Here is a 14,198-nt window from a genome sequence, read left to right on the forward strand (position 1 = left end):
GTTTCAGACAGATTAAAAAGAGCGAATCATCATGGGGCACATAGCAGAGACATTCGAGGGTGAAACCATTTTGAACGGTTTGCTGGAAATGAAATCTTCGGAGTTTAAATTTGACAAGCGGGAAGCGTTTCTACAAGAGACAAAACGGTTTCCCTGTTTACGGAGGATACCGGAATTGAACAAGCTGGCTGAAACGGTTGTTGCCAGTTGGTATCTCGAGCCGGCAGCCTTCAGCAGTCGCAAATGGCACCGGATTCCCTGCGAGCGGCCGATCGGTCTGTCGTTGATCAATCGAAAATCGAAACAACTGGAACCTGACCTGCAGGTCGTCGAAGGACGCAATCTTTCCATCGAAGGCATTTCTTTTTCCCATCGCAAACCGATTACATCGCGTGAAGTCGCGATTACCTTCGATCTGGAAAAACCGGTGATGGAATTTGTGGTTATCCGTCTGGCCTGGAGTCGATTTTCAGAGAATCAAATGTTCCAGAGCGGGGGCAAATTTCTGTATCAGATCGAAGCGGCTGCGTCTCAATTCGCTGGATGAGCATGACAGTCAGTTCCATTTTGCCAGTTCTGTATGCACTTTTTGAAGCATCAATTTAATATCAGACTGCTCTGACTCGGGGCAACTTTTCAGACAACTTTCGAGTAATTCCACAGAGAGACTCAGTTGTTTTGTTTTAAAACTGAGTGCCGCCATGTCTTTTTTGTGAGTGTTGGAAAGCGGGCTCAGTGCAAACAGCCTGCGTTGCACATTCCAAGCTTTCTGGTAGTCCTGATGTTCTTCGTGAATGCGTTTGAGATTCATCAGCATCCTCGCGATAATCTCACGGTGACTGGCCGGTTTTAAGAGTCTGGTCAGTTCGCCTCGGGTAAATTCTCCCAGTTCAGCCAGTCGAACTACACATTCCTCTTCAGTGTAGATGGCACCTTTTGCATAAGGGTCAATGAACAGCGGACCTGCCTGAGAGTCATAGCGTACCAGAAATTGGATGGGGGCGGCGACTCCCTGAATGTCAATCCCCAGCTCTTTGCCAACAGCCATATAGATGAGAGAGAGTGCAATCGGCAGGCCCTGTTTTTTTTCAATCACGTAATTTAAGTAGCTGCCTTCCGCCTGATGATAACAGGTTGTGTTTCCGATCAGTTTGTGCTGTCTGGCGAGACAGTCCACAAAGCATTGAACGAGAGAACGATCATCATTGGCCAACGCGACACGACCGGAAAGCTCGCTGGCCCGTTGTCGAATCCATGTATAAACCATATCAAACTGCAGTTCGGGTTGATCATCGCGGGCTAGTTCGAGCGCTGCGGTTGTGAGGTCGATATAGTTATCGTGATGCAGGAGTCTGGTAAATTCCCGATCCTGTTTGAATTGAAATAGGTGTGCAATGTCCATCAAAGACAGGCTTTACTCAGGAGGGTGAGGAAGGTGGTCGTGAATGAAAATAATATGGTAAGCAGTACTCTCGGCGTCCGATTCTTGTAACGGATTTTACAGAATTTCATCAATGCCATTCCTTCTCTGTACAGATCAAAACTTTCACTCTTTGTAAAAATGTTAAGTCTGAGTAGTTTGATTCCGGTCATCATTAAACAGTTATATGAGATCAGAATTTTCCTGGCAAAGTTGTGAACAAGATCCGGATATTATCATGTCAGGCAGCAATTGGTCAAATCGTATTGAAATAACCGGTAACATGCTGCTGCTTAGATTGACGCTCGTGGTGTGAGTCGACAAAATGGTCGAAACCCCGTTTTTCAGAATTACACTTTTAGAGATTAGAGTCTGGTACGTTCCATGCAATTTTTGCCTGTTGAAGAGCAATTGGCTGTCATCCGCCGCGGCGTCGAGAAGATCGTTCCTGAACAGGAACTGGCGGAAAAACTCAAATGGAGCCGAGAAACCGGGACTCCTCTACGGATTAAATACGGGATTGACCCGACAGGCATAAACCTCCATCTGGGGCATACCGTTCCCATGCGGAAGATGCGGCAGTTTCAGGAACTGGGGCATCAGGCGGTCATTATTATCGGTAATTATACGGCGCTGGTCGGTGATCCCAGCGGGCGGGATGAAACCCGGGCCCGCCTCACGATCGAACAGGTGGAAGCCAATGCGATCGACTATCTGAATCAGGTTGGTAAAGTGATCGATCTGGAGCATGCGGAAGTCGTGCGGAACGGAGACTGGTTCAGCAAAATGAATTTTGCCCAGATTCTGGAACTCTGCAGCAAAGTGACGGTCGCCCAATTACTGACCCGCGACGATTTTTCCAAACGGTATCGCGAAGAAGCGGCCATTTACCTGCATGAGTGTCTGTATCCGATCATGCAGGCCTGGGATTCGGTCGAAATCAAAGCTGACATTGAACTGGGGGGAACCGAACAGCTTTACTCCTTTATGCTGGCCCGCGATCTACAAAAAGATCAGGGACTGAAGCAGCAGGTGAGCGTGATGTCGCCGATTCTGGTCGGCACTGACGGCGTCCGCCGCATGGGGAAGAGTCTGGGGAATTATATCGGTATCAGTGAAGCCCCGTATGACATGATGAAAAAATTCATGCAGCTTTCGGATGACAGCATGCAGATGTTTTTTGAACTACTGACCGATTTTCCACTGGAGGAAGTGACCGCCATTTTGAAAGGGCATCCCAAAGAGGCGAAAGTGCGATTGGCGAAAACGATTATTTCCGAGTATCACGACGCGGCTGCGGCAGACGAGGCAGCCGAACGCTGGCAGCGGGAGATTGGTTCGGGCGGCTTACCTTCCGAGATTCCTGTTGTACAGCTCTCAAAGTCAGAATTAAGCGATGATGGGACAATACCTGCCGCCAATTTATTGAAAGTGACGGGCCTGTGCGATTCCACTAGTGATGCCCGCCGTTCAATCAAACAGGGAGGGGCAAAAGTGGGGGAAGAGAAATTGAAAATCGAAGCCCATGATCAGGCGATTCCCGTGGAATCGGGCCTCCTGTTATGGGTCGGCAAGAAACGATTCTGTCAGGTGGAATTAGTCGATTGATCCCGGATCGACCGGAATCGCCCCGGTTTTTTTCGCATTCGGGGGAATTGATTCCGCGCGCATTGCATTCGTGCGAGATACTTCGTAAAACTTTGTTTTAGCTGCTTAAGATAGCTCATTTTGTTCTCTGATACCCGTGTCTGGCATGGGGACGGAGACAGACACTTTTGGAACGAAATACAGAAAGCAACAGTAATGGCAACAGGTTTTGGAATTGTCGGCTGTGGCATGATTTCGAATTTTCATGCAAAGGCGCTCGCAGAAATTCGCGGCGCCAAGCTGGTCGCCTGCTTTGATCGATTTGCGGGATCGGCTGATAAGTTTGCAGAAGCGAATGGTTGCACGGCCTATCATGATTTAGACGAAATGCTGACAGATCCGGAGATAGACGTCGTTACCATCTGCACTCCCAGCGGTGCGCATATGGATCCGGCTGTTGCCGCTGCGAAAGCCGGCAAACATGTTGTGGTCGAAAAACCACTGGAAATCACGCTCAAACGTTGTGACGCCATCATTGACGCCTGCAAGAAGAATAAGGTTCAACTGGCAACGATCATGCCGTCCCGTTTTGGTGCTGCCAATCAGGAGTTGAAAAAAGCGATCGAAAAAGGCCGCTTTGGCAAACTGACGCTCGGTGATACCTATGTCAAATGGTGGCGCACCCAGGAATATTACGACAGCGGCGGATGGCGTGGCACCTGGCTGATGGACGGAGGCGGCGCGTATATGAATCAGGCGATTCATAATGTCGACCTCCTGTACTGGTTCATGGGTGATGTGGCCGACGTCAACGGCATGACGGGCACACTGGCTCATAAGCGGATTGAAGTCGAAGATACGGGAGTGGCGACCATTCGCTTCAAAAATGGCGCCCTCGGCGTGATTGAAGCCAGTACCAGTGTTTTCCCAGGCCTGCTCAAGAAAACGGAAATTTCCGGTACGCATGGAACCGTCATTATCGAGCAGGACGATGTCTTGCACTGGGAGTTTGCCAAAGAGAACGCCCGCGATGAAAAAATCCGAACGGATCTGGCAAAAAAGAGCGGCAATACCGGCGGTGCCAGCGACCCGTCTGCGATTTCTTACGCAGGTCACATGGAACAGTTGAAAGACTTTATCAATTCCATCAAGACGGGCAAGAAACCGCTGGTTGATGGAAACGATGGTCGTAAGAGTGTCGAAATCATTCTGGCGATCTATCAGTCTTCGTGGACCGGTAAACAGGTTTCACTGCCGCTGAAACGAGATCCGAAAATCCCGAAGACAAAGAAAAAATAAGACTGGAACGGACGCCAAATTGAAAAACAGGACGGGCTCTCAAGGCTCGTCCTGTTTTGTTTTTGTCGCGTGCTTTGGGTGAACGGAACCTTTGAGAGCTCGACATCAACCACCTGAACGCTCTAAATTTCTGACTGCTCAGCAATCACCTGCTGACGATAAATGCGGATGATATATAAAAAACAGGCGAAGTCATAGATTGTGTGAGTCGTGATGGGAATCAGCAGATTCTGCGGCGGAAACAAAACCAGCAGCAGACTCAGGTAAACGCCCATCAGTGTGGCGATGATCACATACACGCGCGTGATCGAATGCAGAATCCCAAACAGCAAATTGGTGAAGATGATTGCGATGACGACTCCATATTGAGACGACCAAGACTGCAAAACGCCGCGAAATAGCAACTCTTCACCCAGGCCGATGAAAATCGAGAGGATGAACAGTTCCAGGATCGAGCCGTTGACAATTCGGGGGCCCAGTTCATCCAGCAGAAATTGTTTGATCTTTTGAAGGGCACGGACAGGGACACGAACAGCGAACAGAAAAAACAGGAACATCGGTAAGACTGCTGCGGCACCGATGAACAGGTCGGACCAGCTCCAGTTCAGATTTTGCAGCGGACTGACTCCCAATATCCAGCCCACTCCAAAGGCGATGACGATAAATCCAATTGAAAAGAGAGAGCCGCCCAGGATGAAGAATTGTTGTTCTTGCACGCTGGTGTCTTCAAATTCTTCTTCGTCATCCGAATCAAACATGGGAAGTCTGTTTACTCTCTATTAATAAATACTCTTGAATTATAGCACTGAATTGTCTGAATCCAAATCAAAATGACACAGCCAAAGCTTCCTGGCTTTCCTGTTTTATCATTGATGGGCCGTTTCCGAACTGCATCTTGCAGAAACTCGCCATCTCGAATACATTTTCCCAATCTTAACAGGATACATTGTGAATCGCAGGCTTCTCAGCGACGGATGATTGGGATTGTCGTGTGTTTATTTCTACAGCAGTTTACTCTTTTTCTAAAGAAGCGGTAGTGCAAGGATGCTGCACCGTTTACGTCAATGGATCTGTCCCGACTTAGCGATTGATCTGGGAACGGCTAACACCATCGTGTCCATCCAGGGCGAGGGGATTGCACTGGATGAACCTTCGGTCGTGGCGCTGCACAAAGGAAGCCGCAAGATTCTGGGTAATGGAACTGCGGTTGGCAAATTAGCGAAACAGATGCTGGGCCGCACCCCCGATAGCATTATTGCCGTCCGTCCGCTGAAAGATGGAGTGATTACCGACTTTGAACTCTGCGAAGCGATGCTGCGCTACTTCATTCATAAGGCCCGCCATCATTCGCGTGGATTGAGACCGCGTGTTGTGATTGCCGTGCCTGGCAGCATTACCCCGGTTGAAAAACGGGCTGTGTTTAACAGTGCCGAACGTGCGGGAGCTGGTCGGGTCTATCTGATCGATGAATCGAAGGCTGCCGGAATTGGCGCCGGGTTACCGATTTCAGAACCGATGGCGAGTATGGTGTGTGATATTGGTGGCGGTACGAGTGAAGTGGCCATTATGAGTATGGGCGATACGGTGGTCAGCAATTCGGTTCGCATTGGTGGCGACAAATGTGATGAAGCCATTGTGGAATATATGAAACAGCATTTTTCCATGCGTATCGGCGTGCAGACGGCGGAAGAACTCAAACTGGTACTGGGCAGTGCTTATCCATTGGAGCAGGAATTGACGGGGGAAGTCAAAGGCCTGGATATCATCAGCAGTATCCCGCGCAAAGCCATCGTGACCAGCGAAGAACTTCGCGATGCGCTGCATGGACCGCTGGAGTCGATCCTGAATTGCTGTAAGCAGACCATCGAACAGTGCAAGCCGGAACTCGTGGCGGATCTGGCTGACAACGGGATGGTGCTCACGGGCGGTGGTGCCTTACTGCGGGGGATCGCATTTTATATGAGCGAACAACTGGGCATTCCGGTCCGGGTGGACGAAGATCCGCTTCGTACGGTGGCGCGGGGAACCGCGATCTGCCTGGAGCATCTGAGCCAATGGCGACACGCCTTCGATAATGGTGATGGCGATTTTTAAAGGGACGGGCCTCAGTTTATGAAACGTGAGACGCGGTCATCGGAAATCAAGTTGGCACTGCTGGCGATTCTGACAGGCATCTGTCTGTATGCGGTTCCGTCCGCCTACTCCGATCGCGTGTCTAATCTGATTCGTGATGTATCCAAACCTGGTTTGATTCTGGTTCAGCAATTTAAAGACTGGCAGCCGCAAACAGCAGAGGTCTCTCCAGAGTTGTCGCGCGTGAAACAGCTGGAAACCCGTTTGTCCGAACTGCAGCAGGAAAACCGGCGTCTTGCGCTGCAGTCGCTGCAAGTGAACGAAGACTTACAGTACCTCAAACAAACGGGCGTGCCTGCGTATCAAACGCAGACGGGCGAACGTCTGCTGGTTCCCGATTTGATTGAGGCGGAATTACTGGGCCAGTCATCGATTGCTTTATTGAAAGAGGGACAACTGCTCAATCAGGGGCGAGAGCGGGGTGTTTTTGAATCTTCATTCGTTCTGGAGTCCGAGTTACCACTCATCGATCAGGGGACGCAACAGGGAGTTCAGGCCGGTTTTTCACTTTACGCCGGGCAGGCCGTGATTGGAAAAATCAGCGAAGTGGGACATTGGACCAGCAGCCTGATACCCATCACGTCGGTTGACTATCGCGGATCGGCGCGAATTGCCCGCAAGACAGAGCAGGGGCTGCAATTAGGCACCGATGGGATTTTAGTCGGCATGGGTGAAGGGAAATGCCAGTTGTTGCAGATCCCTCCCACCGAATCGATTCAGGTGGGACAGGAAGTTTATACGGGAGAAGTCGATCGCGAGCTCCCGCTGAATATGCAATCGACTTTGGGACAGCCGATGTATTATGGCCGCGTGATTGAAGCTGAGCTTCCCCGCGGAGCCCCTTATTGGAAGATCATCGTCGAACCAGCCGTAAAGCTTGCGGAAGTCAAACAGGTGAGTGTACTTCGGAAAATCGTCAATCCGCGACGCATGCTGGCAAACTGAGTGAGGAACTGAATTGTGAAATGGATCAGTTTATTATTGTTCTGTTATTTGATGCTGATCGTGCAGATCAGTTTCGTGCCGGACGCGATTATTGCAGGCAGTCGGCCGAATCTGATTCTGCTTGTGTTGTGCTTTGCGCTGTTTTGGCTTCGGGATGCGCAGGTGTTTCTCTGGGCCATACTTACAGGACTCATTTGCGAGACGTTTGATGCAGCGATTCCGGGAACAGGCATTCTACTGTTGACCTGCCTGGTCTGGATGGCATTCCGGGTTCAGGCTCATTTTCAGATTCGTTCGCTCATCAGTCGCTTTGTACTGATGGCGGTGATGGCGTTTGCCTTTGACAGCTTATTTCAAATACTGAATCGTCTGGATGCGAAAATGTTGCCAGATCTGATTTCCCTGACCCGACATTCGGCCGGTAATGCACTGTATACAGCGGTAGTAGGGATGGGACTGCTGCTGGCGTGCAAAATCATCCAGCGGCTCATACCCGTTGACTTCGGGCAGAATCTGCAGAACAGAACAGCGTATGAGTCCCGGTTTTCTCACTGAATCCTTTCTCGATATTCAAATCATTTCCCTTCAGCAGAATGAATTTTCATCCCGATGCGAAATCGTCCCGGCAATGATCACCTGGCTTCAGAAAGCGATGCTTCAGGGCAGTCGTTTCAGGTGGATCGTATGCCCGGCGTACGCGTGGTTCTGCTGGGACTGATACTGATGCTCCCCTTGCTGGCGGTGAGCGGACGTCTGCTTTTTATTCAGTTGATGAACGCGGAATATTTTTATTCTCAGTTTGGTCGCACCACGGAATCATTCGAATCGATTCCCAGCCGCGATGGACGGATTGTCTCCATCGATGGCCGCGTGCTGGCGATGGACGTCGAACGGTTTGACCTGCAGATGCATTATCGCTGGCTCGAAGAACCGTCAAACCCACGCTGGCTCAAGCAGCAGGCATTGATGCTGCTGGACCCCAAAGAACGCCGGGATGCGGAAGCGGTGGAAGCAGCCCAAGCAAAGATTGTGGCCCGCCGTCAGCAGCTGCGGGATGAATTGGCGCTGGTGATGCGTGTGACACCGGATGAGTTGCAGGAATCATGTCGCAAAATTCAACAACGCGTGGAAACGATCATTGCCAGCGTTAATGAAAGAGCCGAGCAGGTGCAGACGGCAGCGCAGCCTCAAGAAACGGCTTCCGAATCGAAAGAGGAAACCAGCCAGGAATACCTGGTGACGTTTTGGAACCTGCTGAAAGAGACATTAACCAGACCCCCACGACGTCCGCAAAGAGATCGGATCGTCGTACGCGAGGAACTCGATTATCACACGATCAATACTGGGATTCCGCGGGAAATTGCGCTGGCTATCTCGGCACACCCGGAGCGTTTTCCAGGTATCAATATTCAAATCGCGACCCTCAGAGAGTATCCGCAAAAGACCATCGCCCCGCATGAAATCGGAATTCGCCACCGCATCGATGAAAAAGTTCTGGCCGACCGCAAACTGCGATTTCCTGAAGGAGATCCGCTTGATTATCAAGACGGTGACCGGATTGGCAAGATGGGAGTTGAACGGTCTTATGATCGTTATCTGCGCGGATTGCGTGGCTTGAAGCGGGTTATTAAAAATCGACAGGGAGAAATCATTCGCACTGAGATCATGCGTGAAGCGAAGTCGGGCGATGATGTCGTTTTGACTTTGAATACCCGATTGCAGGAAGAGTTGCAGAATCTGCTCGACCAGAGTCTGGACGGTTTACAACCGAGTCCGGATGAGAGCCCGGATGAGAGCCCGGATGAGAAAGCGAAGAGTTTACCGGAGATTTCTTCGGGCGGGTGCATCGTCGTGCTGGATGTTCGCAGCGGTGCGATTGTCGCGACAGCTTCGGCGCCACGCTACGATCTGAATCTGCTATTGAATCCTTCACCGGACGAGTGGCAGGCCGTGCTCAATAATCCGAAACGTCCTCTGTTTCCGCGGGCGACGCAGATGATGCTGCCTCCCGGCTCGACGTTTAAAGCTCTGACTTCCATCGCATTATTGGAAAGCGGCAAGATCGATCCAGATGAACTTTACAGCTGTCGTGGTTATCTCGATCGATCCGATCAGCACCGTGATTATATCTATCGGCACTATGGAGTAGGGCATAACGATATTAGTCTGACACACGCCTTGAGTCAGTCCTGTAACGTTTACTTTTTTCAGGCAGCCCGCAGAATGGGGCCGGAAATGATGTACCATTGGGCCGATCAATTGGGATTCGGGAAACCGACGGGCATCGATATTCCCGGCGAACGTGGCGGACATTTACCGAATCCGTCACCCGCAAATAAAAAAGATAAATCGCCCTGGTATCCCGGCGATACGTTAGGCGTCGCGATCGGCCAGTCTCGCCTGACGGTCACTCCCTTACAGATTGCCCGCCTGATGGCGGTTGTCGCCAATGACGGGGAACTGGTCGTTCCTCATCTGGCACACAGCATCGTGCCTTCTTCCGAATCTTCGACGACCACGCGACAGATGATTTCACATCCCCGTCGTTATGTGAGTGGCATTCATCCTGGCACGCTGGAGCGTGTGCGCGAAGGTTTAATTGAAGTGGTCGCCCACCCGCGGGGAACCGGATATAAAACCGTACGTATGAAAGAAATGACTATCGCCGGTAAAACGGGGACGGCAGAAACCGGCGGGGGAAAAAATGATCACGCCTGGTTTGCCGGATTTGTGCCGGCAGAACGACCGAAGTACGCCTTTGCGGTTGTCATCGAACACGGAGGCTCCGGCAGTCAGGTCGCTGGTCCGATTGCCAAAAAACTGGTGCAGTCGTTACTCGATATCGGCCTGCTGACTTCGAATGCTGTGAAGCTGCAGGCGAACTGATTCTGCCCCGCTTTACTTCTGATCCTGTTTGGGAGGGATCAATGCCTGAGGTTGATCAATGTGCAGATAGTGGCCGTGGTCAGCGGTGAGAATGACGACGGTTTCGTCCCAGTTGCTGTTTTTCTCAACCCAGTCAGTGATTACTTTGAATGCTTCGTCACCACTTTTGACGGCTCCGATGGAGTTATCGAGATTGTTATCGTGGTTGGCCCAGTCCACATCGCCGGCTTCCACCAGCAGCCAGAACCCCTGTTTGTTCTGACTGAGCACCTGAAGTGCAGTGTCAGTCATTTCTGCCAGCGTGGGATTTTCCAGCCGATCCGAGGGAGAATAGACTTCGACACTATTTTTTAATCCGGGCGCGGGCTGATAGTCGCCGTCGGCCGTCTGAAAGGGGAGATGCGCGGCATAGTTTTCGACGCCATACACGCCTAACAGTCGCGTTTTGTTCTGAATGGCAGCCTTTGCCGCCTGCTTCAACCCTTCACAGCCTTTTTTCAACGGAGTACGAACGGCAACAGTATATTTGCCGCCGTTTTTGACATCGGCTTTACTGAGAGTTTCTTCCGAAATGTATTTCCAGCCCGGCACGAAATTTTTTCCATGCGACTTGGCTCCGGTCGGTTTTTCAATGCTTCCAAAACCGCCGCCGAGTACCACATCCATGCCGGGGAGCGGACTTTTCGGATGGGAAATGGATGTCTGTCCGAGCAGGTCGCGGGCCAGATCCTGGTAATCATTTCGGCTGACATTGTGGGCATAGGCGGCTGCGGGAGTCGCGTGGGTAATCGGAACGCTGGTGACAACGCCGACCGAGTAACCTTTCTGTTGCGCCTGGTGTGCAATCGTGGTGACCGGGGCGCCTGTGGGATCAACATTAATCGCGTTGTTATAAGATTTGATTCCCGCGGTCATCGATGTGGCGGTGTTTGCGGAATCGGGATAAGCGTGTTCGCCGTAATTGTTGGCTGCATTTCCAATCAGGTATTTTTTATCGTTTCCCGGTGTCCAGGGATTGGGGCCCCCTTTGGCGGCATTGTATCCTCCCCGAATTTTACCACCCGGGTTCAATGCAGTCTGCTGATTGACGTCAACATTCGTTTCATCATTGTGGGGTGCGGTTACCATATAACCGAACTGTGAAGTACCGGCCGCGGGGTAGTCCTGAAAATACAGGCCGGTACCACGTCCGCTGTGGTATTTGTCTCCCCCCGAATAATAGAGAGCGGCTGCTTTGGTGGTTTGCCAGTCCATGCCGTCAAAGACAAACAGAATAATGTTCTTCTTGCCTGCTTTGAGTGCCACTTGCTGCATTTCATACAGATTAGTCTGATCCAGATAGTCTGCCTTCGGGTTGACCGTGTTCTCCGGCAGGAACCCGTAAATGGTCTCCAACGACTTCGCACTGCGATAGGGACTATTCTTGCCCGTATAGGAATTGAGGTCGAGCCGTTCGGTCTTTCCTTTGGTGCCAAACGTGTAGACCGGTATCAGACGTAACGAATGACTGGACCATTGCGTATAGTTTTCGGGGTCAAAACCCCAATGCGCGACGGGGCTTTTTTTGTTTTGAATCGCGGCTGTCTGAATCTTCCGAATAAAATCGTTGCCAGGAATTTCGGCTGCAGCAGGTGCGACAATTGCCAGTAATATCAGCGCTAACAGGCTGGAAGAAACAGCGAGTTTCATTTGATCCTCTGTGAGTATTCGTAATCAGTTAATAACGGGCAGGGTTTGGGAAGGTCTGTCTCTATTATACCTGGGATCAGACAGGGTTTGTAAAGAGTGGGGGAGTGAAGCCTTCGTTAAGTTTTGAAATTGGGAATGAACATTGGTTACTAAGACTGGTCGATCTTCAGAAGAAGATCGGCGCAGGAAGAATGATCGATAAGAGTTATGTCGCCCAGAGGCGTTTGTGGAATCGGCGACGGCACACTTGGTCTGACACCTGGTTTTTCACATTTCAGGTAGATCAGACTGAAGGCGGGCCATCACTCTCAAAACCAAATTGCAAATGTTGGCTTAATTCAATTTAAAATCGAATACATTTTCCCCGCTGGCTTTGACTTCCGCAGAGAGTCCCGATTTCTTGGGATCTCCATAGCTGGCAGGGATGATGGATTTCGCTTTAAAGTTTTCGGCTTCTTTTGTGCCCGGCATCGGAACTTCTCCCCCTGCGGAAATGGTCACGGTGTGAGAGCCCGGAATGGCCCCTGTGGCTTTTCCGGTTTTGAGCGAGTATTTTCCGGACGCGTCCGTCGAGCCAACCGCAGACGGACCTGATTTGGGAATGAAGATGACGATCGCGTCAGAGACCGGATTGCCTTTCATGGTCACGGTTCCGGTGACTTCTACTGTTTTGGGAGCATCATCGGGTCCACCACCACAACCGGAAATGAGTAACGTGATCAGAGGTAACAGTAACAAACTATAATTTCGCATGTCAGACCCTTGAGAAAAATACAGCCTGCCCAACTTTCATTAAACAGGCTGCATCGAATTAAAAATCATATCAAATCGTAATCAGAGACGAGACTAAAATTCGCCCAGCGTTTCCCCACCTTGAATAGAGGCCAGGGCACGATAGGTTCCCAGATCAATATTTTCGCTCACGAAACGGACGGCCCCGTCTCCCATCAGGAAATGTGCGCCTCCTTCATGTTGACTGGCGAACGAATAGTTATTTCCCCAGTCTCCTGCCGCGTAGGTGTTGTTAATATAATGATTCAAGGGGATGGCACACGTCGCGGTCGAACCGTTAAACCACCACCACCAGTTGTGAGAACATTCTCTGGGGAGTGTTTCTCCTGCAGCAAAGGTCGTACTCAGTCCATCGGTCACATCGCGAATTTTGGTGACATAGACTCTGTTACCTCCATTGCGGCACATAAAGCCGTTCCCCAGGTCGAGACCATTCGTCTGGTTGGCATGACGTCCTTTTGTATCCGAATACACAAATCCTCCCCAGGCCCAGTTATTTCCGGCGACCAGTTTATAACTGGTGACGGCTCTGTCATCACCAACATTCGCACGACCTCCTACGATACCACCATCCGTACCAGGGTCAGACGGGCAGAGCATCACGGTGAGTACTGATCGTGAGACTGCCGTGTTGGCAGGATCCATAAGGTATTGTCCGTGGTTAATCTGGTTGTAGAGATTCGCCTGATCGATAAAAGGGAGCATGTAGGAGATCCAGCTCATGCCTCGTTGTGTGGCGTCATAATTGGGGTCCAGCGTGTGCTTGTAGCTCATGGGAAACATTTTGTGAGTCTCATGGTAATTATGGAGCCCCAGCCCGATTTGTTTCATGTTGTTTTTACAGGTACTTCTGCGGGCTGCTTCACGGGCCTGCTGTACTGCAGGGAGCAGCAGGGCGATTAAGATGGCAATGATGGCGATCACAACCAGCAACTCAATCAATGTAAAAGCGCGTCTTGGTAAATGATTCGATTGCACGTTTTTCTCCTTGGAAATTAAGGTATAATTCAGGATCAATAGCGACAAAAAACTGATCATTAAAATGGCTTGCGGTTTACTCTCAATGAAAATCGCTGACTGCGGGAAAGCTGAAGACATCGAATACGTGACAAGTGTCACAAACGACGTAATCGTACAGTAGTTCATTAATATACATTGGTATTGTCAGTTGGTCTACAGTTGATTGTCTGGTTCTGACATTTTGTTGGATTTATAAGCACCGGCTTACGTCGCTTTGTAAATGAATGAGTGAGATTAATGTTGATGCCACCACAGTCATCGCTTCCAGATTTAAGGTATGCTCAAACCCCGATCACCTCTTGTGAACGCCGTTTAACGACAGCGTCGGATGAAGTTTTTTGTCGAGAGCTGCGCTTCCCGCTGAAGCGATTTTGTAGACTCATACCGGGGGCATTGGCGCTTCAGTTCAAAGCTGAAATGAGCCAGT

General features: G+C 50.5%; 12 protein-coding genes. 7 read left to right on the plus strand and 5 right to left on the minus strand.

Annotated features, from left to right (window positions below; genetic code table 11):
* The first annotated feature begins 31 nt into the window (after positions 1–31).
* Positions 32–547: a hypothetical protein gene (locus Q0294_RS22270; RefSeq protein WP_299469850.1), complete on the plus strand. Its 516-nt coding sequence runs from the start codon at positions 32–34 to the stop codon at positions 545–547.
* 9 nt (positions 548–556) lie between these two features.
* Here Q0294_RS22270 and Q0294_RS22275 read toward each other — a convergent pair whose 3' ends face one another.
* Positions 557–1,402: a SirB1 family protein gene (locus Q0294_RS22275; RefSeq protein ID WP_299469852.1), complete on the minus strand. Its 846-nt coding sequence runs from the start codon at positions 1,400–1,402 to the stop codon at positions 557–559.
* Positions 1,403–1,804: 402 nt separating this feature from the next.
* On the opposite strand from Q0294_RS22275, the gene tyrS reads away from it, so the two are divergent.
* Both tyrS and Q0294_RS22285 read left to right on the plus strand, forming a co-directional pair.
* A complete protein-coding gene (gene tyrS, locus Q0294_RS22280) occupies positions 1,805–3,028 on the plus strand; it encodes a tyrosine--tRNA ligase (protein WP_299469854.1) in 1,224 nt (407 codons plus the stop codon).
* 195 nt (positions 3,029–3,223) lie between these two features.
* The gene (locus Q0294_RS22285) at positions 3,224–4,306 is read left to right on the plus strand and encodes a Gfo/Idh/MocA family oxidoreductase (protein ID WP_299469856.1); all 1,083 of its coding nucleotides are present in this window, start codon (positions 3,224–3,226) and stop codon (positions 4,304–4,306) included.
* Positions 4,307–4,428: 122 nt separating this feature from the next.
* Here Q0294_RS22285 and Q0294_RS22290 read toward each other — a convergent pair whose 3' ends face one another.
* Complete coding sequence (locus Q0294_RS22290) at positions 4,429–5,064, minus strand: CPBP family intramembrane glutamic endopeptidase (protein ID WP_299469858.1); 636 nt, start codon at positions 5,062–5,064, stop codon at positions 4,429–4,431.
* 286 nt (positions 5,065–5,350) lie between these two features.
* Here Q0294_RS22290 and Q0294_RS22295 point away from each other — a divergent pair, with 286 nt between their 5' ends.
* From Q0294_RS22295 to Q0294_RS22310, 4 genes are read left to right on the plus strand one after another with little or no spacing between them, the layout of a single operon-like run.
* Positions 5,351–6,400, plus strand: a complete 1,050-nt coding sequence (locus Q0294_RS22295; RefSeq protein WP_299469860.1) for a rod shape-determining protein — start codon at positions 5,351–5,353, stop codon at positions 6,398–6,400.
* An 18-nt stretch (positions 6,401–6,418) separates the two neighbouring features.
* Positions 6,419–7,384 carry a rod shape-determining protein MreC gene (locus Q0294_RS22300; RefSeq protein ID WP_299469862.1) on the plus strand — a complete coding sequence of 322 codons (966 nt, stop codon included), beginning with the start codon at positions 6,419–6,421 and terminating at the stop codon, positions 7,382–7,384.
* A gap of 15 nt (positions 7,385–7,399) precedes the next feature.
* Positions 7,400–7,939 (plus strand): rod shape-determining protein MreD, encoded by a 540-nt coding sequence (mreD, locus tag Q0294_RS22305; RefSeq protein WP_299469864.1) that lies wholly within the window; start codon positions 7,400–7,402, stop codon positions 7,937–7,939.
* 54 nt (positions 7,940–7,993) lie between these two features.
* Positions 7,994–10,270 carry a penicillin-binding transpeptidase domain-containing protein gene (locus tag Q0294_RS22310; protein ID WP_299469866.1) on the plus strand — a complete coding sequence of 759 codons (2,277 nt, stop codon included), beginning with the start codon at positions 7,994–7,996 and terminating at the stop codon, positions 10,268–10,270.
* 12 nt (positions 10,271–10,282) lie between these two features.
* On the opposite strand, the gene Q0294_RS22315 is transcribed toward Q0294_RS22310, so the two are convergent.
* From Q0294_RS22315 to Q0294_RS22325, 3 genes are all read right to left on the minus strand, one after another.
* A complete protein-coding gene (locus Q0294_RS22315) occupies positions 10,283–11,959 on the minus strand; it encodes an alkaline phosphatase (RefSeq protein ID WP_299469868.1) in 1,677 nt (558 codons plus the stop codon).
* Positions 11,960–12,292: 333 nt separating this feature from the next.
* Positions 12,293–12,712, minus strand: a complete 420-nt coding sequence (locus tag Q0294_RS22320; protein WP_299469870.1) for a carboxypeptidase-like regulatory domain-containing protein — start codon at positions 12,710–12,712, stop codon at positions 12,293–12,295.
* A 93-nt stretch (positions 12,713–12,805) separates the two neighbouring features.
* The gene (locus Q0294_RS22325) at positions 12,806–13,729 is read right to left on the minus strand and encodes a DUF1559 domain-containing protein (protein ID WP_299469872.1); all 924 of its coding nucleotides are present in this window, start codon (positions 13,727–13,729) and stop codon (positions 12,806–12,808) included.
* Positions 13,730–14,198: the final 469 nt, after the last annotated feature.

Origin of the sequence: uncultured Gimesia sp., from assembly GCF_937919775.1 — a bacterium.
In the GTDB taxonomy this organism is placed as follows: Bacteria; Planctomycetota; Planctomycetia; order Planctomycetales; family Planctomycetaceae; genus Gimesia.

What these genes read in the sequence shown, in the direction of transcription:
- Q0294_RS22275 (WP_299469852.1), bottom strand. Translation starts at nt 1,402, where the DNA reads ATGGACATTGCACACCTATTTCAATTCAAACAGGATCGGGAATTTACC.
- Q0294_RS22310 (WP_299469866.1), top strand. Translation starts at nt 7,994, where the DNA reads ATGCGAAATCGTCCCGGCAATGATCACCTGGCTTCAGAAAGCGATGCT.
- Q0294_RS22300 (WP_299469862.1), top strand. Translation starts at nt 6,419, where the DNA reads ATGAAACGTGAGACGCGGTCATCGGAAATCAAGTTGGCACTGCTGGCG.
- tyrS (WP_299469854.1), top strand. Translation starts at nt 1,805, where the DNA reads ATGCAATTTTTGCCTGTTGAAGAGCAATTGGCTGTCATCCGCCGCGGC.
- Q0294_RS22290 (WP_299469858.1), bottom strand. Translation starts at nt 5,064, where the DNA reads ATGTTTGATTCGGATGACGAAGAAGAATTTGAAGACACCAGCGTGCAA.
- Q0294_RS22285 (WP_299469856.1), top strand. Translation starts at nt 3,224, where the DNA reads ATGGCAACAGGTTTTGGAATTGTCGGCTGTGGCATGATTTCGAATTTT.
- Q0294_RS22315 (WP_299469868.1), bottom strand. Translation starts at nt 11,959, where the DNA reads ATGAAACTCGCTGTTTCTTCCAGCCTGTTAGCGCTGATATTACTGGCA.
- Q0294_RS22270 (WP_299469850.1), top strand. Translation starts at nt 32, where the DNA reads ATGGGGCACATAGCAGAGACATTCGAGGGTGAAACCATTTTGAACGGT.
- Q0294_RS22320 (WP_299469870.1), bottom strand. Translation starts at nt 12,712, where the DNA reads ATGCGAAATTATAGTTTGTTACTGTTACCTCTGATCACGTTACTCATT.
- Q0294_RS22295 (WP_299469860.1), top strand. Translation starts at nt 5,351, where the DNA reads ATGCTGCACCGTTTACGTCAATGGATCTGTCCCGACTTAGCGATTGAT.